The organism is Streptomyces sp. NPDC058620, from assembly GCF_042717135.1.
In the GTDB taxonomy this organism is placed as follows: domain Bacteria; phylum Actinomycetota; class Actinomycetes; order Streptomycetales; family Streptomycetaceae; genus Streptomyces.
In genome coordinates this window covers 12,308-32,937 of sequence record NZ_JBHXQO010000053.1, presented here as the reverse complement: position 1 = coordinate 32,937, position 20,630 = coordinate 12,308, and the positions used below count along the sequence as shown (strand labels likewise).

The following is a 20,630-nucleotide window of genomic DNA, read 5'->3' as shown; positions in this document are numbered from 1 at the left end:
GAAGCCACCCGGCCCCCGCCCGCCAAAGGAGACACCGATGAGTGAGGTCCCCGACGGAGTCGGCGCCGGCCCCGGTCCACGGCAGGGCTCGCCGATCGGCGCCGCGACCCCGGCGCCGGACCCCGAGCGCGGGAAGAGCGGACGCGCGAAGACCGTCGTGCTTCCACCGCCGGCTCCGGCCACCGCCGACGCCGGCGGCGCGAACTCCCGCAACAGCTACCGCACCCTGACCGACGGCGAGCGCTCCGCCCTGTGGCGGCAGCGGCTGCACGAGGCCGAGGCCGGCCTCACCAACCTGCTCGCCTCCCTCGACGATGAGATCCACCTCACCGACTGGTTCACGCTCCAGGCCGAGCTGTTCGCCGACCTCCCCGACGCGGCCACCGCGCCGGCGAGCGAGTGGCAGCGCGTCTTCTTCCGCGGGCAGGCCCTCATGGAGCGCTTCCTGGTGCTCCGGCACGGCGAGGAGATCCTCGCCGAGTGGGCGCTGGCCAACGCCGAGGTGCACCGGCAGGTCGAGCCGGACCGCGGACGGGGCGCAGCCGACCCGCTGCACCGGGTCGCCCGGCAGGCCGAGCTCTACGGCTCGGACTACGAGTTCGACGACAGCCTGCCCGACGCCCGCTCCCGCGCCGCCCTCACCATCACCCACTGCGCCATCTGGGACTACCGCGAGAAGGCCCGCCGCGGCGGGGTGCGCCTCACCCTCGCCTCGCCGTGCACCTACTGCACCGGCGCCCTGAGCGCCAACATCCGCGCCAAGGGTTACGAGCCGGCCCACCAGCTGCGTACCGGGCCGACCGGTCACGGCTGCCGCTGGGAGTCCGCCGCGGCCACCGCCGCGGCCACCGAAGAGAAGAAGGAGGAGTCCTGATGTGCGGAGTCACCGGCTGGGTCGACTGGGAGGGCGATCCGCGCGAGGCTCTTCCCGTCCTGCGGGCGATGACCGAGACGCTCGGCTGCCGCGGCCCCGACGACCACGGGGTCTGGCTCGACCGCCATGTCGCCCTGGGCCACCGCAGACTCGCCGTGATCGCCCCCGACGAGGGGTCCCAGCCGATGGGCTCGGAGACCCCTGGCAACGCGTCGGCCGCCGTCCTCACCTACAACGGCGAGCTGTACAACTACCGCGAGCTGCGGCGGGAACTCACGGCCCGCGGGCACACGTTCCGCACCGGCTCCGACACCGAGGTGATCCTCCGCGCCCATCTCCAGTGGGGCGCCGACGCGCCGCGGCGCTTCAACGGGATCTTCGCCTACGCGCTGTGGGACGCCCGACGGGAGGAACTGCACCTGGTCCGCGACCACCTCGGCGTCAAGCCGTTGTTCTGGCACACGCACCGCACCGGTCTCGTCTTCGGCTCCGAGCCCAAGGCCGTCCTCGCGCACCCATCGTTCGAGGCAGCGCTGGACGCGGAGGGCATCGCCGAGCTGTTCGCCCTGCCGGCCGCGCCGACCGCCGGCCACGGCGTCTTCCGCGGGCTGCGCGAGGTGCTGCCGGGAGAGGTCGTCACGACCTCCCGCACCGGCACCCGCACCACCCGCTACTGGCAGCCCGCCGCCTACGTCCACCCGCACGGCGCCGAGGACACCGTGGCGTACGTCCGCGAGCTGCTCGCCGACACCGTCGACCGGCAGCTCCTCAGCGACGTCCCGCTGTGCACCCTGCTGTCCGGCGGCGTCGACTCCAGCGCGGTGACCGCGCTCGCCGCGCAGGCCAGGGAGCGTGCCGGGCAGGGAAAGGTCACCAGCTTCTCGGTCGACTTCCCCGGCAGCGCGGACCGTGCCCCGGACGAGTGGCGCACCAGCGCCGACGCGCCGTTCGTCCAGGCCGCGTCCGAGCACATCGGGACGCTGCACACCTCCGTGCTGATCCCTGACGACGACCTCCTGGAGGCCCGTGACGCCGTGCTGTGTGCCCGGGACCGGCCCGGCTGGGGCGAGATGGACGCCTCGCTCTACCTGCTGTTCCGCGAGGTGCGGCGCCGGTCCACGGTCGCCCTGTCCGGCGAGGCCGCCGACGAGATCTTCGGCGGCTACCCCTACTTCCACGACCCCGCCGCGCTCGCCGCCGACACCTTCCCCTGGCTGCACGGCAGGACCACCCCCGCCGCGCTCCTGCGCCCCGAGGTCGCCGCCGAGGTCCGCCCCGAGGAGTACGCCGCCGAGCAGTACCGCGCCTCCCTGGCCCAGGTCGCGCACGTCGACGGGGAGGACGCCGTGCAGCGGCGGATGCGGGAGGTCTCCCACCTCGCCCTCACCCGCTGGCTGCCGCCGCTCCTCGAACGCGTGGACCGGGTCAGCATGGCTGTCGGCCTGGAGGTCCGGGTGCCGTTCTGCGACCACCGGCTCGTCCAGTATTTGACGAACGTGCCCTGGTCGGTCAAGACGCCGGGCGGCCGGTCCAAGGGCCTGCTGCGGGACGCGGTCCGCGACCTGCTGCCCGCCCAGGTCACCGACCGGCCTAAGAGCGGCTACCCGTCCACGCCCGCGGTCCGCTACACCGAGGTCCTCACCGACCGCGCCCACGAGCTGCTCGCCGACTCGCAGGCCCCGGTGTTCGACCTCGTCGACCGCGAGACGGTGCGCAGGGCCCTCACCGAGGGCCGCCCGCTGCCGAGTCCGCGCACGGCCCCCAATCCCGTCGGCGGCCTCGACCACCTGGTCCAGGTCGACGAGTGGCTCCGCGCCTACCGGGTGGGCCTCCGGTGACCGCCGAACCGCGCGCCGCCCGCGACGCCGGGACCGAGGCGTACCTCGCCGCGGCCCGCCACTGGGCCACCGGGGTAGCCGTCCTCACCACGTGTTCCGGTGAGGACGTCTACGCCAAGACGGTGTCCTCGTTCTGCACCCTCTCGCTCAGCCCGCTGCTGGTCAGCGTGGCCGTTCACCGGCACAGCCCCGTGGTGGCGGCCGTACGCGCCTCCGCGCGGTTCGCCGTCTCGGTCCTCGGCGAGCACCAGGAGGCCATCGCCACCCGCTTCGCGGCACCCGGCGCCGGCCACGCGCTGGGGTTCTTCACCCACGCGCCGATGCGGGTCGAGAGCACCGGCGCCCCCGTCCTGGAGGACAGCCCGGCCTGGTTCGACTGCCGGCTGCACACCGTGCTGCCCGGCGGCGACCACTCGATCCTGGTGGGCCGAGTCACCGCGGCCGGCACCGCCCCCGGGTCACCCCTGCTCCACCACCACGGCCGGTTCCGTACCCTCGGCCGGCCCCCCGCCCCCATGCCATCGACAGGAGTCCGCGCATGAGCCTCGGCCATCCCGCCCCCCGACCGGACCGGGGGGACGTCCCCGCCAGGGGGCTGCTCACCGGCGACCGCTACCGGGCGGAACTCGACGACGGCCGGGAGCTGTACCTGGACGGCAAGCGCGTCGCCTCGACGGCCGACCACCCCGCCTTCCGGCCGGCCGTCGACGAACTCGCCCGGCTGATCGACCTCCAGCACGACCCCGCCCACCACGACCTGCTGACCTACGAGGATCCCGAGAGCGGCCTGCGGCTGGCCCGGGGCTACCAACCGCCGCACACCCTGGAGGAGTTGAGGGTCCAGCGGCGCAGCGCGGAGTTCTGGCACGCGGAGTCGCTGGGACAGCACGGCCGCTCCCCCGCCTTCATGGCGTCCATCGCGGTCGGGGTCCACGACTTCCGGCACCAGTTGGAGAACTCCAGGAAGGGCTTCGGGGAGAACGCCCACGCCTGGTACCGGTACTGCGCCACCAACGACCTCGTCCTCTCGCACGCCCTGGGAGACCCGCAGATCGACCGCTCCACCGACCCGGTGGACGATCCCGACCTCGCCCTGCGCGTCCTGGAGGAGAACGAGCGCGGGATCGTCGTCCGCGGCGCCAAGCAGCTCACCACCCTCGCCCCGCTCGCCCACGAGGTCCTCGTCTACCTCTCCGCGTCGTTCGCCGAGCGCCGCGGCGAGCAGTTCGTCGTCTGGTTCGCCCTGCCGCTGAACACCCCCGGCCTGGTCACCCTGTGCCGGGAGCCGCTCGGAGCCGCCCCGCACGGGCACGCGCACCCGCTCGGGGCCAGGTACGACGAGCAGGACGCCATGCTGTTCTTCGACGACGTCCTCGTCTCCTGGGACCGGGTGTTCCTGCTCCGCGACGCCGATCTGGCCCGGCGCGGCCTGGGCCGCATCAACGCCTGGAGCGCCTACATCGGGCACGTCAGGTACCGCGAACGGCTCCGCACCCTGCTGGCCACCGCGACCCTCGTGGCGGAGAGCATAGGCGTCGCAGGCTTCCGCAACATCCAGGAGGACCTCGGCCGCCTCGCGGGCTTCGCGGACCTCACCGAACTGTTCCTCGACGCGGCGGAGGCCAGGGCCACGGTCACCGACAGCGGCCTGCTGGCCCCCGGCGACACGGCCGCCAGCCGGGTCTGGTCGGCCGAGGTCGCCGGCGAGGCGGTCGACATCCTGCGGCGCATCGGCGCGTCGGGCCTGTTGATGCAGCCGACCGCGAACGACCTCGCCCATCCCAGGCTGCGCCCGCAGCTCGACCGCTACATGCGCGGGGCGGGTATCGACGCGGAGCGCAAGTCGCGTCTCCTGCGGCTCGCCTGGGAACTCACCGGCGACGCCTTCGGGCAGCGGCAGCACCTCTACGAGTACGTTCATCGCGGCGATCTCGCCCGCAACCGCATCAACCTCTACCGGCGGTACGACCAGAGCGCCACCCGCGAGCGCGTGCAGTCGCTGCTCGACGAACCGGCCGCCGTGGCCTCCGCCCCGGCTCCCGGTGCCCCGGCCCCGGACGCCCCGAATCCCACCGCCCCGTCATTCCAGGAGACCCGTTCATGAGCGCGTCCGCCACCGAGATCCAGGCCCGCACCCTCGCCGGTTACGCGCGCGCGAGCGCCCTGCGGCAGGTCCTCGACCGCGACTGGGTCCTCGACCGGGTGACCGGTGCCCCCGAGGTGATTGTCGACCTGGGCAGCGGCATAGGGCAGTTGCTGGAGGAGGCGCTCGGCCGGTATCCCTCGATCCGGCTGGCGATCGGCCTGGAGCGCTCCGAGCACCGGATCGCGGAGGCCGCGGAGCGGCTCCGCCCCCACCGTGACCGGGTCAGTCTCCGCGAGACGGACCTGACCACGCCGCCCGAACTCCACGAGCCGGCCGACGTGGTGACGATGACGTCGGTCCTGCACTGGCTCCACCCCGGGGAGCGGCCCTTCCTGGAATGGGTCGAGCGGCAGCTCGCGCCGGAGGGCGTCTTCTACCTGACGACGTATCACCCCAAGCGGGACGCGGACGGCTTCGGCGGCGAGGACGAGATCGTCCGCGACGCCCTGGCCGCCCTCGGGACGGCGCACGCCGACGCCCCGGCCGTGTTCGCCGCGCACGACGTGCTGCCCATCGGCACCAGGACCCGGCCCGTGGCCGAACTGGACTCCCTGTTCGCGGAGTTCTTCCGCCCGTCGGAGCACGTCGAACGCCAGGCGGTGGTCACCGTGGAGAGCGCGGAGCAGTACGAGCACTTCCACGCGGCGACCTTCGGCGACTACTACTCCCGGCTCGTCGCCCCGGAGCGGCGGGCCGAGTTCTTCGGAGCCGTGGGAGCGAGCGCCTGGCGCCGGCAGACGGAGCGGGGCCACGTGAGCTCCATGCCCGTCCGGCTTTGGGAGCTTTCCCCGAACCGGCGGGACGCCCGCTAGGGTCTGTCTGGCACCTCCCCGTCGTCAGCCCGCGGGGCGAAGCAGACGGGCAGGTGCCAGAGGGGCCCTCACCTGACGTGACGGACCGACGCCCGCAGCACCAGCGCCCGAGGAGCACACCAGCCGTGTCAACACCCCTTCGCAGCACGGAACTCGGCGCGTTCCTGCGGGCCCACCGCGAGCTCATCCAGCCCGGTGACGTCGGCCTGGTCTCCACCGCGCGCCGCCGCACGCCGGGGCTGCGCCGGGAGGAGGTGGCCTCGTTGTCGGGCGTCGGGCTCGCCTGGTACACCTGGCTCGAACAGGGCCGGGTGTCCGCGTCGCGGCAGGTGCTCGGCGCGGTCGGCCGGGCCCTGCGCCTCGACCCGGCCGGGCTCCGGCACGCCATGCGACTGGCCGGTTTCCACGAGCCGGCGGCCGGTGAGGACGAGGCGGACGGCGGCGGTTCGCTCGCCGCCACCGTGCAGCCGGTCCTCGACTCCTGGACCGTCAGCCCCGCGGTCCTACTGGACAAGCACTTCGACCTGCTCGGCTGGAACGCCGCGTGGAGCGCGCTGTGGGGCAGCCCGGAATCGGTGCCCGCGGACCGCCGGAACCTGATGTGGCTGATGGTGGCCGACCCCCGGCTGCGGGGCATCCTGCACGACTGGGAACCGCTCGCGATGAACGTGTTCCAGCACTTCCGCGCCCAGGCGGGCCCCGCGCTAGGCGATCCGCGGACCGGCGAGGTCTACCGGCATCTCGACGAGCACGCGCCGGAGCTCAGCCACTGGTGGGGGTGCCACTCGGTGGCCGAGCTCACGGCCCGCACCGTCGCGGTGGAGCCGGCGGGGGCGGGCCGGATCTCGCTGTCGCTGTCCTCGTTCCACCCGGTGGACGACCCCAGCGCGCTGGTGCTGCTGTTCACGCCGTCGTCGGCGGAGGACGGGGTCCGCATGGCGTCGCTGGCCCAGCGGCCGCTGCGGTCGGTCGGGGACCGCGAGGCCGGCTGACCGTTCGACGAGGACCCGTCGGCAGCGACCGGACCCGGAGGCCGGGTCCCCGCAGGTCAGGTGGGGTCTGCGGCGGCGGTCTTCGTACGGTCCGCGCTCTCCGCGGCCGGCGCCGTGCCGCCCCGGGCGACGGTGAGCGCGCCGAGGGCCGCGGCCAGGGCCAGTCCCGTACCGATGACCAGCGAGCCCGTGGCGACGTCGCCGAACGAACCGACCGCCCAGGCTCCCACCCCGGTGCCCGCGTACATCGTGGACGTCAGCCAGGCGCTCGACGTGGCCCGCAGATCGGGGCTGACGGTTCCGGCCAGTGTCTGCTGGTCCGTCACGAAGCCGCCGCTGGCGACGAACCACAGGACCACGCCCGCGAGGGCGAGCACCAGGCCGGGCCCGGTGGCGGTGAGCGCGATGCCGCCTGCGAGGAGCACGCCCCAGACGGGCAGCAGCGGGACCTGGCGTCCTTCGGCCCGCGCCCGGTCGCCGAGCCGTCCGCCGGCCAGGGACCCGGCGACGCTGCCGGCGCCGACGAGGATCCCGATCAGCCCCAGCTCGGACACGGACAGATCGAATCGGCTGACGAGCAGCGCGCCGAGGAACGTGTACGCGCCCAGGTTCGCCGCGTTGAAGAGGGTGTTGACGGCCAGGGCCCTGCGCAGGGTCGGGTCGCCCCACGCGGCGAACACGGACCTGAGCGCACCGGCCCGCGCCACGGACCCGGCGGGGGCGGCGGTGTGGGCGGGGAGCTGCCGGAGCAGCACGGGGACGGCGATCGCGGTGCCGACGGCCATCGCGACGAAGGCCGAGCGCCAGCCGGCCCAGCCGGCGAGCAGTCCGCCCAGCGGCACGCCGACCACCTGGCCGGCGGAGAACAGCGCCATACCGAGGCCGAGCGCCCGGCCGCGCAGCCGCTCCGGGACGGTCTCGGCGATGTGCGCCCAGATCGCCGGCCCGGCGGCGGCGGCGGCGAGACCCGCGACGGCCCGGGACACCACGAGCAGCGCGAGGCCGCCGGACAGGGCGGCGATGGCGTTGGAGACGAGGAAGAGCGCCGCGCCGCCGACGAGGGTGCGCCGGCGCCCGAACCGGTCGCTGAGCGAGCCGAGGAAGGGCGCGCAGATCGCGTAGACGAGGACGTACGCCGTCACGCTGGAGGCCGCGGCGGCCTCGCTGACGTCGATGTCGTCCGCGATGGTGGGCAGCAGGGGCGAGATGAGGAAGGTCTCGGTCCCGAAGAGGAACAGCAGCGTGAAGACTCCCGCGTAGCGCAGCCGGGAGAAGGTCTCGGGCGCGGGGCCGGGGTTCTCGGGAGGAGCGTTCAAGGTTCGGCGCCTTTCGGACGGTGGGGGAGCCGCGCGCGACCGGGGCCGGGCAGGACGGCGGCACCCGGCTCCGCTTCGGCGTGGAGCACCCACCCGGCGGGCCCATCGTGCGCGGCCGGCGGGGACGTCAACCAGTCAGGCGTTCATGCTGTGAGTAGGGGTCACAGGCGTGGGGCCGCCGGTGTTCCGGGGACGCGGACGACGTCCTCGCGCTCGACGACCTTGACGCGCTCGCGGCCGTCCTGGGCTCCGAGGTCGCGCTCGTGGGCGTCCAGCCGGTACCAGCCCTCCCAGGTGGTGTAGCGGACGCCGCGCTCGCCGAGGTGGCAGGTGACGGCCTCGGGGTCGGGGTCGCGACGGCCTCGGGCAGCCGGCCGGCGACGTGGTCGCCGAGCAGGTAGGCGAGGGTCTGTCAAACAAACGGCTCTGTCTCACATTCGGTGGTGACTCTGCGTGGTGTTATCCGAGGAGGATGCGGTGGCGAAGGAGGGTTAAGCCTGCTCGTCCGTGCATCTGACGGGCAATCCGCTTGGTTTTGGTGTTGACGCCCTCGGTCGGGCCGTTGCTGTACGGGAGTGTGAACGCGGCGACCACGGCGTCGCGGTCTCGCTCGAGAGCGCGGGTGAAGGCGTGCAGATACGGCAGATCGGCCGCGCGGGCCTGGGCGACCCATGGGTCGATCGCGACGTCCTACAGGTCTCCGGGCACTCTTCGCCGGATCGGCGGCAAGCGACCGGAGACCTGTACTCGGCGATCATCCGCGCCGCGGAGACCTACGAGTGGCTTTGTTCACTTTCAGCAGCAGCGTTTGTCGGCCTGTTTGGGAGGCGGTGGGTGATCTTAAGAAGGCCGACTACTTCGCCCGCAACGTGCGCACCATCCAGGTGCTCGTCGACCGCGAAAGCATCCTCACCGGTGCCGCCGCCGACGGACAGCCCTGGAAGTGCTACGACCTCGGCGACGGCTACTGCACCTACGACTTCTTCGCCAAGTGCCCGCACCGGCTCTCCTGCGCCCGCTGCCCCCTCTACAAGCCCAAGGACAGCAGCGCCGGCCAGATCCTCGCCGTCAAGGATGGCATCTCCGAGATGCTCGAAACCGTCGACCTCACCGACGACGAGCGAGAAGCCCTCGAAGGTGACCGCGACGCGATCACGGCCCTCGCGGAACGCCTCGCGAACATCCCCTCCCCAGCGGGCCCCACGCCTACCGAACTGGGCACCGCCGACGCCTTCGTCCCGCTCACCACCCTGCTCGGCAGCATCACGCCAGCCCAATCACCGACCCACTCACAGGAGACCTCACGAAAGCCTTCCTCATGACCTCGAAGACCCCGTCATCGCAGGCCCGAATACCCATCAGCACGGTCAGGCCGCCGGGCGCAGGCTGCGGTTACCCGGCGGCCGTTCGGCCCCAGGCCGACTTCTCCAAGACCATCTGCAGCGCGCTCCAGGGGCGGCCGTCGACGCGTTCCACGTCCGGCAGCACCCTATCCACCACGAACCCGAGGCGCTCATACAGGCGCACCGCGCTTTCGTTGTGGTCGAAGACCCCCAGCTCCACACGGTCCAGCCGTAGCTCTTCGAAGGCCGCCGTCAGCACGGGCTCCAGCAACGCCGTCCCATACCCCCGACCGCGTGCCTGGGGCGCCACCAAGACCCTGCCCAACCGACCGCTCGACACAGCCGCGTCGATCCGCAGGGAGGCATGGCCGACAACTCGCCCCGAGTCCGTCTCCAGCCCCATCCAACTACGCCGCCGATCCGTCGCCGACTCAGCTGCGTACTCCGCGAGCTGGCTCTCGTCCAGCGGCCACGTGAACGCAGGCCCCGCCCAAGTCAGCAACTCCGTGGGTCCAGCGATCCACGCCATGAGCAACGGGACGTCGGCCGCCGCGAACTCGCGCAGCTCAACCACATGCGCCTCCTCGGGACAACTGAAGGGTCATAGCCCGGAGCCTACCGAGGCGCTACACCCCCACCCACACGAGGGATCTATCCGCCGACACGGCACGGGATTCCAAAATAACTTGCCCATTCCACGGAAATGCCCAGTGGCGGAACATCCGCGACACCAGTACTGCCGAGTGGCAGGACGTTGTGGAATTCGACGCCGCGATCCGGCAGGGCAACGCCCGAGCCAATGCCACCGGCAACCATCTGCTTGGCCAGGCATTTCTCCACCGCTCGCGCGTTCCTCTCGGCGAGGCACCGATCGATCACGTCACGCCGCCGAAAGGGCAGCTCTCCAGGAAGAAGCGGCTGACGCGGACGAGTTGGAGCACGGCGTGGTCGACGGCTGCTCGCCGTGGGCGTGCCGCGGAGACACGGACGCGCCGACGCAGGGCGATTTCGGGCTGACCTCTTGATACTTGACCTCTTCGCGGGTCCGGGCGGCTGGAGCCGTGCACTGACCGTGCTCGGCGTGCGGGACGTCGGCCTGGAATGGGACGAGTGGGCCTGCAGAACCCGTGCTGCCGCCGGGCAGGTGACGATCCGGACCGACGTGGCGATGAATCCGACGTGGCCATGGGTCGGCCGGACACGGGGACTGATCGCGAGTCCGCCATGCCAGGCGTGGTCGATGGCCGGCAAGCGCCTCGGCCTGGTGGACCAGCCACTCGTGCACCAGGCGGTCGCCGACCTCGCCGCCGGCCGCGACACCCGCGAGAAGCTGCTCGCCGCCTGCCGGGACGAGCGCTCACTGCTGGCAGCCGAGCCCATGCGCTACCTCCACGCCCTGAACACGGCCGGAGAGCCGGAGTGGGTCGCCATGGAGGAAGTGCCCGACGTCTTGCCCCTGTGGAAGCAGTACGCGGCCGTCCTGCGCCGCTGGGGATTCTCCGTGTGGTGCGGGATCCTGAATGCCGCCGACTACGGGGTACCCCAGACGAGACGGCGAGCGATCCTCCTCGCCGGCCGCGGGCGCCCTGATGTTCGCCGGCGCCGGAACGGCCGGCGCGGACGCCGGAGCGCAAGGTGCCGCCTTCGGCTCGCCGGGCGTGCTGTCCGGCAACGTCGTCCAGATCCCCATCCACATCCCCATCCACATCCCCATCAACGCGTGCGGGAACTCCCTCAACGTCATCGGCCTGCTGAACCCGAGCTTCGGGAACTCCTGCGTCAACGACGGCGGCGACCGCGCCCACGACGAAGGCAAGAACGGCCACGAGGGCTACGCCGGGGACTACAGCAGGTAGATCCCCAAGGGCGGCCGGGGCCGGGGGCGGTAGCCGTACAAGGCTCTGCCTGCCCCGGCCGAGTGAAAGCATCACGCCGCAGCGGCGCGCCGTGCGTGTGCAGCGCCAGGCACGGCCGATCATCTGATCAACGGCGCCCAGGGCCAGCTTCCTGGGCTGTCCGTCGTACCGGGCTCCCGGGTGAAGCCGTCACGCCGCCCGCCCGGGAGCCCGTCCAAAGTCGTTCGCATCGGGCTGGACAGCGCCCGTCGGGATGTGCACGCCCCGCACCGACGGATGCCGAAGGGTGGGGCGTCGGTGACCACCTGCACCGCACCGCCGGCCCGGTCGACGGTTGGAGGCCGCTTCGGTTCGGGATCGCGTTGCGCTGCGAAAGTGAATTCTCCGGGCTCTGGTCCGACGTGTGGGCCAGGCCGCGCCGGTCCTACTTGAGGCTACCGATCATGCCGCCGCCGGTGTCCATGCCGCCGCGGGGCGTGGCACGGCCCTGGTCGAGGGGGAGGGCGACGTCGAAGACCTGCCGGTTGCTGGGGAAGGCGCCGAGGCGCTCGGCTGCTCCGTTGAGGATGTTGACGCGGTAGAAGCCGTAGGTGCCGTTGACCTTGAGCGCGGCGAAGCCCTGGTTGGTTCCCGTCTTGGGCGCGTAGTAGATGTCGAAGCCGGCGGACGGGCTGGCATTGACGCCGAGGCCGCCGGTGGGGGCGAGGGTGCCGGCGTTGGCGGGGGACTGCAAGGAGACGCGGTCGTTGGTGGTGTCGATGTCGAACAGCGTCGTCGCGGTCGCGGTGTTGAGGTCGTTGTTGGTGTACGCGGCGCCGGTGACGCCCAGGGCGGTGGTGGGCGTGGTGGACGGCGCGACGGCGGGGTTGGTCAGCGTGCCGTCGACGGTGGTGGTGCGCGGGGCGGCGGGGTCGTCGATGTTGTGGCGCAGATTCTGACCGGTGTCGCTGATGACGCGGAGCCGGTTGGCGGCGGGGTTGAAGTCGACGCCAAAGTTCTTGCCCTGCAGCGCCACCGTTAGCTGGGAGACCTTGTTCGCTTTCGCGTCCCCGCTGAGGGTGTAGATGCCCCCCTTGTCGCCGACGCCGTACAGCTTGCCGTTCTGGACCCGGAAGTCGATCCCCACCAGCTTGCGGTCACCCTTGAGACCATGCACGTGGGCGCGCGAGCGCGTCGATGACGGCGCGTCCACGGAGAAGCTGACGAGCTGCTGGCCGACCGTGAGACCCACGGCCTGCAGACCATCCGAGTACTTCTCGTCCGCTGCCGCCGCGGACGCGAAGGCGCCGGTCAGCGTGAGCGCGAGGGCGGGGGCGAGCATTGCTGTACGCATACGGTTCTCCCAGGGGGACATGCCCAGGCCGAATGCCGGGCGTCACCCTGTGACACAAACACAGCCGCCACGTCACAGCACGTCACGGAAGCCATTCGTGCGGTCCTTGAGTCGGCCTCATGGGACGGGCCGAGCGCTCGGACACCACGACGCGGATGCGGGGATTGCGGCCGGGTCGAGTGGCGGCCCTTGCCGCGCCCAGGTTTCCGTCGGATGCCCGGGCCGGACACTCCCGGCGGGACTGCGCGCCGCGGTCATCGGGAATGGATGCCTGGCTAGGAGGTGGCGTCGAGGTGGGCGAAGACGACGAGGTTCTCGGTGTAGCCCTCGGCGCCGCGGTCGTAGTCCCCGGCGCAGGTGATCAGGCGGATCTGCGCGTCCGGGGTGTTCTTGTAGACGCGGTCGTCGGGGAAATGGTCCTTGGGGAAGGACTCGACGCTGTCCACGCGGAAGGTCGCGGTCGTTCCGTCATCGCGATGGACGGAGAATCGGCTGTCGGGGTCCAGCTCGCTGAGCTCGGCGAAGACCGCCGGGGCGGTCGCCGTGTCGACATGGCCGGCGACAACCGCAGTGCCGGGCTCCCCCGGTGAGGGGCCACCCGCGAACCACCCCACGAGGTTCACGTTGCCGGGGGCGGCGCGTCCAAGGCTCCGGACGGGCCGATCTCAAGATCGGTGAAGGGAGCGTCGATCCGCAGTTGCGGGATCTGCAGCGGATCGGACGTGCACGGAGCATCCACGGTTCTGCGAGCATTCTCGGACTCGGTGAGCTGGGTGTGAAACTGGGCGCGTGGGATCGGCCGGCCACCGGTGCTGAGGGTGCGGGCGCAGGAGGGGCCGAGAAACTGGTGATCAGGCTGACCGGCAGAACGGCGAGCGCCACGGGCCACACCAGTAGGAGTCCAAGACCACGGGGCAGAGGACTGGTCCGCAAGTCCCGCAGCCTAGTGCAGCTCCGCGTTGATCCTGCGAGGGTCTGACCAGGGGTCGGCAGCTCCGACGGAGGATAGCCCCCGCTGGCGTTGGTGCCTGGATGCAGTGGCATTGTCGTCGCCCATGGACGATTGGTTTCTACAAACAGGCAGTGGAGCGCGATTCGAATGGGGGCCCGTCGGCGCACAACGGCTTGCGGCGGATGTCGCATGTCTGGTGGTCGTCGACGTGTTGTCGTTCACGACCTCGGTGACGGTGGCTGTGGAGTCCGGGACGCGAGTTTTCCCCTATGCCTGGCGTGATGAGTCAGCGTCGAGGTTCGCCGAGCAGATGGGCGCGCGTTTGGCCGTCGGACGACGCATGGCTACATCGGCATCACCGTGGTCGCTGTCTCCGGCGGCGCTGAGAAGTGCTCCTCCTGCCCCGCGCCTGGTCCTGCCCTCTCCCAACGGTTCCTCGATCGCCGCCGCGGCAGGCGAGTCGTTGGTGGTTGCCAGTTGTCTGCGCAATGCGACGGCGGTAGGCCATTGGCTCGCCCAGCACGGTTATGGAACCCTCGACCGTCCCGTCGCCGTGATCGCCTCCGGCGAACGATGGCCCGACGGCAGCCTGCGCCCCGCGCTGGAGGACCTGCTCGGCGCCGGAGCGGTCCTCGCAGCACTGCGGAAGCAATGCGGTGGCTCTCTGTCACCCGAGGCTGCAGCCACGGCTGCCTGTTTCGAGGCGACTTCGGATGTCATCGCCGCAGTCACTACCAGCGCATCCGGCCAGGAACTCACGGACGGCGGCTTTGCCGACGACGTGCGCATCGCGACCGAACTGGACGACTGCGACACCGTTCCGATCCTCACCAACGGGGCTTTCACGGCGGCTGGATGACCCCACGCCCAACCCCCGTTCGACCGGTTGCTCAGGGAGCCGGTTCGTCACCAAGATGGCGGCGAGGTTGGCCAGGTCACAGTTCGCCTCGGAGAGGTCGAAGGCAGCGGGTCGTACTAGTCGGCCGCTCCCCGGCCCATCGGATTCGTCCAGGTCAAAGGGTAGGAGCATGGCGGTCGACAGCCCGTTCACAGTGTGCTGGGACCAGGTCCAACGCGGGACACTGAGACAGTTGGCTCGTTCTCGGACAGCCGCTGTGCGACAGGTCCAGCGGGCCAGGGTGGCGCTGGCCGCGGCCGACGGGCAGGCCAACGCCGCCATCGCCCGCGAGCTGGGTGTGCACCTGTCCACCGTGCGGCGTTGGCGCAAGCGGTTCCATATGGAGGGACTGGCCGCACTACAGGACCGCAAGCGCCCAGGGCGCCGGCGCCGGTACGGACCCGAGGTGCACCTGACGATCGTGGCCACCGTCACCTCGGCCAAGCCCGCCACCGACAGCCAGTGGACCCACCGCGCGATCGCCAAATCCCTTGCCCTGAACGGGATATCCGCCTCCCAGGTCGGCCGCATCCTGGCCGACCTGGACCTCAAGCCCCACCAGGTCCGGGGCTGGCTGACCCGCCCCGACGACCCAGACTTCGATGCGAAGGCCGCCGAGGTCTGCGCGCTCTATCTGCGCTGCCCGCCGCAGTCGGTAGTGCTGAGCGTGGACGAGAAGACCGCCATGCAGGCCCGTTCGCGCCGGCATCCGACCCGACGCGCGCGTCCCGGCGACGCCGAGCGTCGCGAGTTCGAATACCGCAGGCACGGCACCGCGTCCATCGTCGCCGCCCTGGACGTCCACAGCGGGCAGGTCCTGGTCGAGGACATCGCCCGCAACGATTCGGCCACCTTCATCGGCTTCCTGCGCCTGCTGGACCGCACCATCGACCCGGCCCTTGGCATCCATCTCGTCATGGAGAACGGGTCCTCACACACCTCGAAGGCCACCCGCACCTGGCTCGCCGCACATCCCCGCTTCGTCGTCCACCACACGCCCAAGCACGCCTCCTGGCTAAACCAGGTCGAGCTCTTCTTCTCGATACTGGCCCGCCGCCTGCTACGACGCGGCGAGTTCGCTTCACGACAGGACCTCATCGACCAGATCCGGGAGTTCACCCTCGTCTACGACGACGAAGCCCGCCCCTTCCGCTGGACCTACGACGGCACCCCACTCAAGGCAGCCTGACCCCCGCAAGATCAACGCGGCGCTGCACTAGGCAGCCTGGTAGACATGGGCCATCCTCTCGGTCGTGACGCGAGGTCGCTGCACTCGATGAAGTCGTGGCCGCGTCAGAACCGGCGCGAGGAGTCGTCGCTGCGAGGGTCGGAGGCGCCGGGGCCGGCGATCGCGAGGGCGGCCGTCACGGTGGTCGCGGCAGAAACAGCTCGGGCAGGGCGCATCGTTGGGTCCTTTCCCGCAGCCGTGTCAGCAGACGGTGCGTAGGTTCGCGCGTCCACAGCGTCAACATGCTCAACCGTCAGTGAACCTGAGTCTCCCTGCCACCCCAGCTGGTGCTTACGAGGTTTTGGGGGAACCTGTCGTTGACCGCTGGTGCAATGCCGCGGTGGACGGCGTCGGGCCGGACCGGGTCCGGCGACGGCCTGGGCGAGCAAGTTGGCCGACGAGCAGGGCCAGCGGGCAGGGCCCGGCCCGCCTTGACCTCGACCTTGACCCCGTCAGGGCTCAGGACGTCATAGGCATCCCATGCCACCCGGTTCGTACTTGCACCCACCGCTCGGGCAACGAGACGTCTTCCCACCCACGGGGCAAGCCAGGCCAGCTGCCACCCGATCGCGCGGCAGCCCCGGGCGGCCACAGCGCACCGTGATCACTCAATGTGCTGGTCGCATACCCACCGGAAGAACCGTCCTCCCCATGCCACAGTGCTCGCCCGCTGGCACCTCTGGGAGAATATGGGGAGTAATCGAAGGCTTGGGGAGCCCGTGGGGAGAATCGGCCGCGTAACGCAGTACGAAGCTGAAAGACCCTGAAAGACGCGTCCCCGCAGGTCAGAGGCCCGCAGAACCACAACGCCGCAGGTCAGCGCCACCAGGTGGACAACTTCATCGTGAAGGTGACCTGTGGATCGCAGCGCGGCAGGCCGTAGGCGTGGGTGATCCCGAGCATCGCTGCCTCGACGTCCTCGGTCCCCTGCCCGCTGGACAGCAACAACTCGCCCAGAGCGAGAGCGAACTCCAGTACCTCGCTCACATATCGCGCCTTGGTGAGGGAGGCGTTGCGCGAGGGTTCCTGCGGCCGCTGTGACGAATCTCGATCCGAGCGGGGGGCGTTTCTCAGTGCGTCCAGGCATGTACTCAGTGCTCCCGTGTAGGAGTCCGTCGCCCGTGCGGCCAGGCGTGGCATCAGTGCAGACATCTTGCGATGCAGGATGATCCGGTGACGTGCACGACGTGCCCAGTGCGTGCGCCCGCCACGAGGAGCAGCAGTATGACGAACGGTTCACCGGCCGTGGCCATCGCGGCTATGGAAGTCGGGCATCTGCCGGACGTCCTCGGGCTCGGGCATCGTGCCTTCGACACTGCTGTCAAGCCCTATACAGGGTGGTCCCTGTCCGCCGTGGCAGGACACTTCGAGGCATCCCACCCCGCGTGTTTCGTCGCGCTCCAGGGCGACAGCCTGTGCGGGTTCGTGCTCGGCTCGATGACCTTCGAGCAGCGCACCGACTGGGGCTACCTCGAATGGATCGCTGTCGCCCCCACTGCGCGGGGCCAGGGCGTCGCTGGCCGGCTCGTCACACACTGCCGCGACCGCCTTGCCGATTTCGGTGCAGCCGCTGTCATCACGGACGTCGAGTCGCGCAATGAAGCCTCGACCCTGCTCATGAACCGCCACGGCTTTCAGACACGAGCGACCGTGAACCTTCTGGTCTGCGCCATCACCGGCGCCCCTACCCACGACTCGCTTCCCCACCTCAGCCGCACACGTAAGAGCGCCGCTCTCGGCCCCGCAGAGGACGGCAGCTGACCAGCAAAGCTCCCCGGCATCGCGGGAGCGTGCCGGCGCCCTCCTGGTCTGCGCCCCGACGTGCTGTGCAGATCATCGATCGATCCGCGAACCGATGGGGGCGGGTTCCCGTGCGTATCGGCATGGCATCCCAGCGCCTCCCAAGACACGCCGTACTGCCCGCATCGGCGCGTTTGTTCTGATTGGCCGCATTAGCTGTGGATGATGCTTCTAGCTGATGTGTGATCTCTCCCGGAGGGCCTTGTGGATCTTTCGTTCTTGCGTCCGCTGTACGAAGCGACCGGGCCGGTGGTGTCCGTTCATCTGGATACCAGCCGTGAGGATCAGGACGCGGACAAGCGCATCGAGCTCGTGTGGAACGGCTTGCGCAAGGAACTGGCCGGAAAGGGCGTCGATGCCGCGACCCTGGATGCGGTGGCTGCGGCGGTGGGAGGTTCGCCCGAGATCGTCGGGCCGCAAGGTGAGTCGCTGTACGCCGCAGGCGGACGACTCCTCGCCGTGCACACACTCGCGGCGCCCCCCGCGGCCAACCGAGCCGTCGTGGGCCCCGTGGCGGACGCACTGGAGACAGTCCTGGACCGGGACCGCCAACTGCCGCATGTCGTCGTGGCACTCGACCGCCAGGGCGGCGACATCGATGGCTACGGGGTCGGCGCGTTCGACGCGGCGCGCAGCAGGTCGTTCAATGGCAGCACGCTTCACATCACGCGGGTGAAGGCCGGCGGGCCGTCGAAGGCTTCCTATCACCGCAGGACCGAGAACGTGTGGGACAGCAACACCGCCGGTGTCGCGGAGGAGATCGCCCAGGCGGTCGCGTCGGTGGACGCCGCCGTCGTGTTCATCGGCGGAGACGACAAGGCCACGGCCGTGCTTCGGGATCAGCCCGCCCTGTCGGCGCTGGACGTGACCGTCGTCGACATCTCCGGCGGCCGCGGCGGCGAGGACGCGCTGGCGAGTCTACGGAAGTCGGTCGACGAGGCGCTGGCCGAGGCGTCCGCTCGCGCCCATGACGAGGCGTTCCAGCGGTACACAGCGGCAGCCGGCACCGGCACCGGGATCTCGTCGATCCCGGCGGTGACCGAAGCCCTGGCCGAGGGCCGCGTCGAGACGCTGCTGCTGTCGGCCGACCGCTCAGGCGACCCAGTGAAGTGGTCCTCGTCCGAGGATGCCAAGCGCGTCACGTCCTCCGCTGAGGCGCTGCAGAGCACAGCGGGAGATGCCTTCTCCATGTCCGCCGCCGCTCTACTACTGAGGGCAGCCACGTTCGGAGACGCCGGCTTCACCGAGATCCCCGACGGCCACAGCGCCTCGGACGGATGCGCCGCAGCCCTGCGCTACTGAAGTACTCCCACCGGAGCGGCCAAGGTGCCCACCATGTTGGGAACGCGGCGCTGCCATTCCGCATCGAGTTCGTAGACGTCCTGGGCGAGCGGGATGTTCTTTGCGGCACAGACAGCACCTGATGCGAAACGCGACGGACACGATGGTCTCCCAATCACCTGGGGCCAGGACGGCTCAACCTGGCAGCCCGGCCGGGCTCCGTACCGGCGGCGCGGGCAAGCAAGTACATGGCGCCCATCCCGGCGCCGGTCCAGAGGCCAGGGCTTCGGCGTAGTTGCGGTTTGAGCGTGTTGTCCTGGTGCGCGTTAGTGGAGTTCCCTGTCAAGTCCTTCTGTTCAGCTCGCCAGGCCGGCCCGGGGCCCGGGGCGAGGTGTGCCTGCCTGACATCGCGATCAACTTCAAGGTGAACGCGTTCAGGAAGGCACACGCCCGTCACGCCGACCAGGCGCGGCACTGACGGAATCGGCGTATGTTGCGCGGATGGAAATACGCAAGATCAAGTCGAAGCCGGCGCTGCTGGTAGTCGCGGGCCTGGTGGTCGCCGGTGTCGGATTCGGGATTGGCCACACGCTACCGACGGATACTGCGACCCCGCAGGTGTTCCAGGGCACGGTCTCGGCAGTCGGAATCAACGGAGACAAGTTCGGGGTCTCCCTCGACAGTCGCCAGCCGGGAAAAAGCTTCGGACTCGGCGCCGTGCCGTGGAAGGACACCAACGGCACCTGGCACGAACGCAGCCCGATCGACTGCCTCAAGCCCCTGTCCCAGGGACAGCACATCAGGTTCGGCGTCGTCCACGTGAACGATCCCGACTTCAGCACCGACCTCGTCGCCTGGGTCGACTGCTCGAACGCGACCGGCTGACCCACTCTGGATCAGTACCGTGGCGGCCCTGTCATCTGGGAGCAGGTCATCGATAGCGTTCAGAGATCATCACGGCTTCTTCGCGGCCGGTCCCGAGTTACCACGAAGCGCGCACTTGCTCCAAGTCGGACCAGGGCTTCGGCGCAGTTGCGGTTTGGGCGTGTTGTCCTGGCGCGCGTTGGTGGAGTCCTGGATGCAGGGCAGGCGCGGGCTTCCAAGATCATGTGGGTGTCGAGTCCAGTGAGTCTTCGCCATCTTCGAACATGCAGGTCGGAAGGTCTGGCGTGGCGCTCGCTCGGGATACTCATGCTGATCTCGGGCGGGAGTCTGCGGTCTTGATCACCCGTCATGTCATCGGTCGAGGCTGAGCCGCTCGCGGCGGCGCGGCCCGAAGGGCACATCAGGCCCCAGCGTCATCTCCTGGTGCGGTACGTCTCGCGGCCCACGGCCGGCGACGGCGTCCGCGAGGGGCGCAGCCAGGTCTCCGTTGTATGTAGTGTGCGGAAATGACAAGAAGTGAGCGACTCGCGGACCAGTTGGACTGGTACTGGAGCAAGAACCTGCGGCCACGGCTGGAGGGTCTTACCGACGAGGAGTACTTCTGGGAGCCGGTGCGCGGCTGCTGGAGCATCCGCCCACGTGGCACGTCGGCCGCACCGATGTCGGAAGGTTCGGGGGAATGGACGATGGACTTCGCGTCCCCTGCCCCGGTGCCTGCGCCGGTGACCACGATTGCCTGGCGGCTGGCGCACATCATCGTCTCCTGCCTGGGCTATCGGGTCGGATGGCACTTCGGCGGCCAGGACCTCGAGTCCCAGGCATTCGCCTACGCGGGGACCGCTGACGAGGCGCTAAAACAGCTCGATGAGATGTATGGGAGATGGAACGCGGGGGTCCGCGAGCTCTCGGACGCTGACCTGGACAGTCCGCCCACGGTGGGTCCCGAGCGGTTTCCCATGGAGAACAGGGTCCTGCACGTCAACAGGGAGCTGATCCATCACGGCGCCGAGATTTCCCTGCTGCGCGACCTCTACCGATGGCAGGACGGAGCCGTACCGCGCCGAATATGACTGATC

The 20,630-nt window shown here is 70.4% G+C and carries 19 protein-coding genes and 3 pseudogenes; 15 read left to right on the top strand and 7 right to left on the bottom strand.

Translation table 11 applies throughout. From position 1 onward, the window contains the following. The first annotated feature begins 37 nt into the window (after positions 1-37). The 6 genes from ACFWSK_RS31010 (at position 38) to ACFWSK_RS30985 (ending at position 6,662) form a co-directional block, all read left to right on the top strand. A complete protein-coding gene (locus tag ACFWSK_RS31010) occupies positions 38-874 on the top strand; it encodes a hypothetical protein (protein ID WP_383793386.1) in 837 nt (278 codons plus the stop codon). After that, entirely contained in the window at positions 874-2,712 is a 1,839-nt protein-coding gene (gene asnB, locus ACFWSK_RS31005) for an asparagine synthase (glutamine-hydrolyzing) (protein ID WP_383793383.1), read from the top strand. The genes ACFWSK_RS31010 and asnB overlap by 1 nt, the downstream gene beginning before the upstream one ends. Beyond that, positions 2,709-3,254, top strand: coding sequence for a flavin reductase family protein (locus ACFWSK_RS31000; RefSeq protein WP_383793380.1), 546 nt, complete (start codon positions 2,709-2,711; stop codon positions 3,252-3,254). Before asnB ends, ACFWSK_RS31000 begins: the two co-directional genes overlap by 4 nt. Then, on the top strand, positions 3,251-4,816 hold the full coding sequence (locus tag ACFWSK_RS30995) for a 4-hydroxyphenylacetate 3-hydroxylase family protein (protein ID WP_383793377.1): 1,566 nt from the start codon (positions 3,251-3,253) through the stop codon (positions 4,814-4,816). Before ACFWSK_RS31000 ends, ACFWSK_RS30995 begins: the two co-directional genes overlap by 4 nt. Next, positions 4,813-5,670 carry a class I SAM-dependent methyltransferase gene (locus tag ACFWSK_RS30990; protein ID WP_383793373.1) on the top strand — a complete coding sequence of 286 codons (858 nt, stop codon included), beginning with the start codon at positions 4,813-4,815 and terminating at the stop codon, positions 5,668-5,670. Before ACFWSK_RS30995 ends, ACFWSK_RS30990 begins: the two co-directional genes overlap by 4 nt. Positions 5,671-5,795: 125 nt before the next feature. Next, on the top strand, positions 5,796-6,662 hold the full coding sequence (locus ACFWSK_RS30985) for a helix-turn-helix transcriptional regulator (protein WP_383793370.1): 867 nt from the start codon (positions 5,796-5,798) through the stop codon (positions 6,660-6,662). A gap of 56 nt (positions 6,663-6,718) precedes the next feature. Here the strand turns inward: ACFWSK_RS30985 and ACFWSK_RS30980 are convergent, their stop codons facing one another. The 3 genes and pseudogenes from ACFWSK_RS30980 to ACFWSK_RS30970 form a co-directional block, all read right to left on the bottom strand. After that, positions 6,719-7,978, bottom strand: coding sequence for an MFS transporter (locus ACFWSK_RS30980; RefSeq protein WP_383793368.1), 1,260 nt, complete (start codon positions 7,976-7,978; stop codon positions 6,719-6,721). A gap of 161 nt (positions 7,979-8,139) precedes the next feature. Further along, positions 8,140-8,390, bottom strand: a pseudogene (locus tag ACFWSK_RS30975) (pyridine nucleotide-disulfide oxidoreductase); the annotation flags it as partial. Positions 8,391-8,437: 47 nt separating this feature from the next. Beyond that, a pseudogene (locus ACFWSK_RS30970) lies at positions 8,438-8,662 on the bottom strand (transposase); the annotation flags it as partial. A 146-nt stretch (positions 8,663-8,808) separates the two neighbouring features. Here ACFWSK_RS30970 and ACFWSK_RS30965 point away from each other — a divergent pair. After that, positions 8,809-9,300, top strand: a complete 492-nt coding sequence (locus tag ACFWSK_RS30965; protein ID WP_383793365.1) for a hypothetical protein — start codon at positions 8,809-8,811, stop codon at positions 9,298-9,300. A 70-nt stretch (positions 9,301-9,370) separates the two neighbouring features. On the opposite strand, the gene ACFWSK_RS30960 is transcribed toward ACFWSK_RS30965, so the two are convergent. Beyond that, a complete protein-coding gene (locus ACFWSK_RS30960) occupies positions 9,371-9,895 on the bottom strand; it encodes a GNAT family N-acetyltransferase (protein ID WP_383793362.1) in 525 nt (174 codons plus the stop codon). A 447-nt stretch (positions 9,896-10,342) separates the two neighbouring features. On the opposite strand from ACFWSK_RS30960, the pseudogene ACFWSK_RS30955 reads away from it, so the two are divergent. Together ACFWSK_RS30955 and ACFWSK_RS30950 are read left to right on the top strand one after the other, a co-directional pair. Further along, positions 10,343-10,906, top strand: a pseudogene (locus ACFWSK_RS30955) (DNA cytosine methyltransferase); the annotation flags it as partial. Then, positions 10,842-11,177, top strand: a complete 336-nt coding sequence (locus ACFWSK_RS30950; protein ID WP_383793359.1) for a chaplin — start codon at positions 10,842-10,844, stop codon at positions 11,175-11,177. The pseudogene ACFWSK_RS30955 and the gene ACFWSK_RS30950, both read left to right, overlap by 65 nt. Before the next feature lie 424 nt (positions 11,178-11,601). On the opposite strand, the gene ACFWSK_RS30945 is transcribed toward ACFWSK_RS30950, so the two are convergent. Together ACFWSK_RS30945 and ACFWSK_RS30940 are read right to left on the bottom strand one after the other, a co-directional pair. Continuing rightward, positions 11,602-12,510, bottom strand: a complete 909-nt coding sequence (locus ACFWSK_RS30945; protein ID WP_383793356.1) for a DUF4394 domain-containing protein — start codon at positions 12,508-12,510, stop codon at positions 11,602-11,604. Between the two features lie 275 nt (positions 12,511-12,785). Then, positions 12,786-13,124: a sortase domain-bontaining protein gene (locus ACFWSK_RS30940; protein WP_383793353.1), complete on the bottom strand. Its 339-nt coding sequence runs from the start codon at positions 13,122-13,124 to the stop codon at positions 12,786-12,788. 441 nt (positions 13,125-13,565) lie between these two features. Between ACFWSK_RS30940 and ACFWSK_RS30935 the strand changes: the two genes are divergently transcribed. Next, positions 13,566-14,321, top strand: a complete 756-nt coding sequence (locus tag ACFWSK_RS30935; protein WP_383793350.1) for a 2-phosphosulfolactate phosphatase — start codon at positions 13,566-13,568, stop codon at positions 14,319-14,321. Positions 14,322-14,577: 256 nt separating this feature from the next. Further along, positions 14,578-15,549, top strand: a complete 972-nt coding sequence (locus ACFWSK_RS30930; RefSeq protein WP_383793347.1) for an IS630 family transposase — start codon at positions 14,578-14,580, stop codon at positions 15,547-15,549. Positions 15,550-16,404: 855 nt separating this feature from the next. On the opposite strand, the gene ACFWSK_RS30925 is transcribed toward ACFWSK_RS30930, so the two are convergent. Then, positions 16,405-16,575, bottom strand: coding sequence for a threonine/serine exporter family protein (locus ACFWSK_RS30925; RefSeq protein WP_383793344.1), 171 nt, complete (start codon positions 16,573-16,575; stop codon positions 16,405-16,407). Between the two features lie 237 nt (positions 16,576-16,812). Between ACFWSK_RS30925 and ACFWSK_RS30920 the strand changes: the two genes are divergently transcribed. From ACFWSK_RS30920 to ACFWSK_RS30905, 4 genes are all read left to right on the top strand, one after another. Beyond that, complete coding sequence (locus ACFWSK_RS30920; RefSeq protein WP_383793341.1) at positions 16,813-17,349, top strand: GNAT family N-acetyltransferase; 537 nt, start codon at positions 16,813-16,815, stop codon at positions 17,347-17,349. Between the two features lie 258 nt (positions 17,350-17,607). Then, on the top strand, positions 17,608-18,690 hold the full coding sequence (locus ACFWSK_RS30915; RefSeq protein WP_383793338.1) for a Vms1/Ankzf1 family peptidyl-tRNA hydrolase: 1,083 nt from the start codon (positions 17,608-17,610) through the stop codon (positions 18,688-18,690). 480 nt (positions 18,691-19,170) lie between these two features. Further along, a complete protein-coding gene (locus tag ACFWSK_RS30910; protein ID WP_383793335.1) occupies positions 19,171-19,554 on the top strand; it encodes a hypothetical protein in 384 nt (127 codons plus the stop codon). A gap of 506 nt (positions 19,555-20,060) precedes the next feature. Next, the gene (locus ACFWSK_RS30905; protein ID WP_383793333.1) at positions 20,061-20,624 is read left to right on the top strand and encodes a DinB family protein; all 564 of its coding nucleotides are present in this window, start codon (positions 20,061-20,063) and stop codon (positions 20,622-20,624) included. Positions 20,625-20,630: the final 6 nt, after the last annotated feature.